Origin of the sequence: Acetobacter cerevisiae (genome assembly GCF_001580535.1) — a bacterium.
Lineage (GTDB): Bacteria > Pseudomonadota > Alphaproteobacteria > Acetobacterales > Acetobacteraceae > Acetobacter > Acetobacter cerevisiae.
The window spans coordinates 1-1,810 of sequence record NZ_LHZA01000040.1; the positions used below are offsets into that span (position 1 = coordinate 1).

1 protein-coding gene is annotated in these 1,810 nt (G+C 60.4%); it reads left to right on the forward strand.

Going from position 1 to position 1,810, the window contains the following annotated elements; all coding sequences use genetic code 11:
- Window positions 1–104: 104 nt before the first annotated feature.
- Window positions 105–1,810 (forward strand): type I restriction endonuclease subunit R (locus tag AD928_RS00260; protein WP_156470007.1); only part of this gene is annotated, 1,706 nt, incomplete at its 3' end.

Genomic DNA, 1,810 nt, shown 5'->3' on the forward strand with positions numbered 1-1,810 from the left:
GCGCCTGCGTCAGGAGAAGAAAGCCCTGATGCAGCAGCTTCTCACGGGCAAGCGCCGCGTGAGGGTCAATTAAGATATTTCAGCACACAGGATAGTTGAACACCATGGCTCCCGCCCCGAAATTTCAGGAAGAATACAGCGCCAAACTACCAGCATTGGCCCTGCTCAGCACCCTCGGCTGGCGGTTTCTGCCCCCATCCGAGGCGCTGGCGTTGCGGGGCGGCAAACAGGACGCCGTGGTGCTGGACTCTCTCCTGCGGGCGGAACTGAAAAAACGGCGCTTTACGTTTGAAGGACAGGAGCACAGCCTGTCCGATCAGGGCATTGATGCGCTGGTCTCCCACGTCACGCATCCGGATTTCGTCTCCGGCCTGCGCGATGCCAATGACAAGATGACCACGCATCTGCTGTTCGGCATTGCCATTACCGAGTTCATTAACGGCCGCAAGGCCAACCCGACCATCGCCCTCATCGACTGGCAGAACCCGCAGAACAACAGCTTTACCTTCACTGAAGAATACAGCGTTCTGCGTACGGATCTGACGCAGACCCGCAGGCCGGACATCGTCTGCTTCGTCAACGGTATTCCATTGGCCGTCATCGAGGCCAAGCGCCCCGATGGTCAGCCGGGCAAAGGCCCGACCGTGGACGCCGGAATTTCCCAAACCCTGCGCAACCAGAGCAAGGATGAAATCCCCCAACTCTTTGCCTACAGCCAGCTTCTGCTGTCCATCACCGGGCATGACGGGCGCTACGGCACCTGCGGCACACCCAAAAAGTTCTGGGCCAGTTGGAAGGAAGAGGACATTCCTGAAAGCCAGATGGAGGCGCTCAAGAACACGCCACTCTCGTCGGCCCAGAAAGACGCGCTGTTTGCCGACCGGAAGCCCCCGGCCCGGGACTGGTTCGAGGACTGGGCTTCCCGCCCGCTGCATGTCACGGATCAGGACCGGCTGCTGATCGGCCTGCTCTCGCCCGATCGCCTGCTGGACATGGCGCGGTTCTTCACGCTGGTCGACCGCAAGGCAGGCAAGATCGTCGCCCGCTATCAGCAGGTTTTCGGCATCAAGCGCCTGCTGGAACGCATCAAGTCCCGCCGCAGTGATGGCGGGCGTGAGGGCGGCGTGGTCTGGCACACTACGGGGTCTGGCAAGTCCTTCACCATGGTGTTCCTCAGCCGCGCCCTCATTCTGTATGACGATCTCAAGCAATGTCGCATTATTGTCGTGACAGATCGCAAGGATCTGGAACGCCAGTTGAGCACCACCTTCTCCACCGGCGGCGAACTGGCGGACAAGAAGGACAAGGAAGAGGCCCTCGCCACCTCAGGCCGCCGTCTGGCGCAGCAGATCGGGCATGGGCAGGAGCGCATCATCTTCTCGCTCATCAACAAGTTCCACACTGCCACCGGCTATCCCGAATGCCATAATGACAGCGCGGACATCATCGTGCTGGTGGATGAAGGCCATCGCAGTCAGGGCGGGGAGAACCATGCCCGCATGAAGCACGCCTTGCCCAACGCCGCCTTCATTGCCTTTACCGGTACGCCGCTACTCAAGGGGAGTGAGACCACCAACCGTTTTGGCAAGATCATCCACTCCTACACCATGCAGCAGGCCGTCGCGGACGGGACGGTGACGCCCCTGCTCTATGAAGAGCGCAAGCCCGATCTGGACGTGAATGACCGGGCCATTGATGCGTGGTTCGAGCGTATCACACAGGGGCTGACCGAGGAGCAGGTCACGGACCTCAAAAAGCGTTTTGCCCGCGCCAATCAGGTTTATAAGGCCGATGACCGCATCCGGCTGAT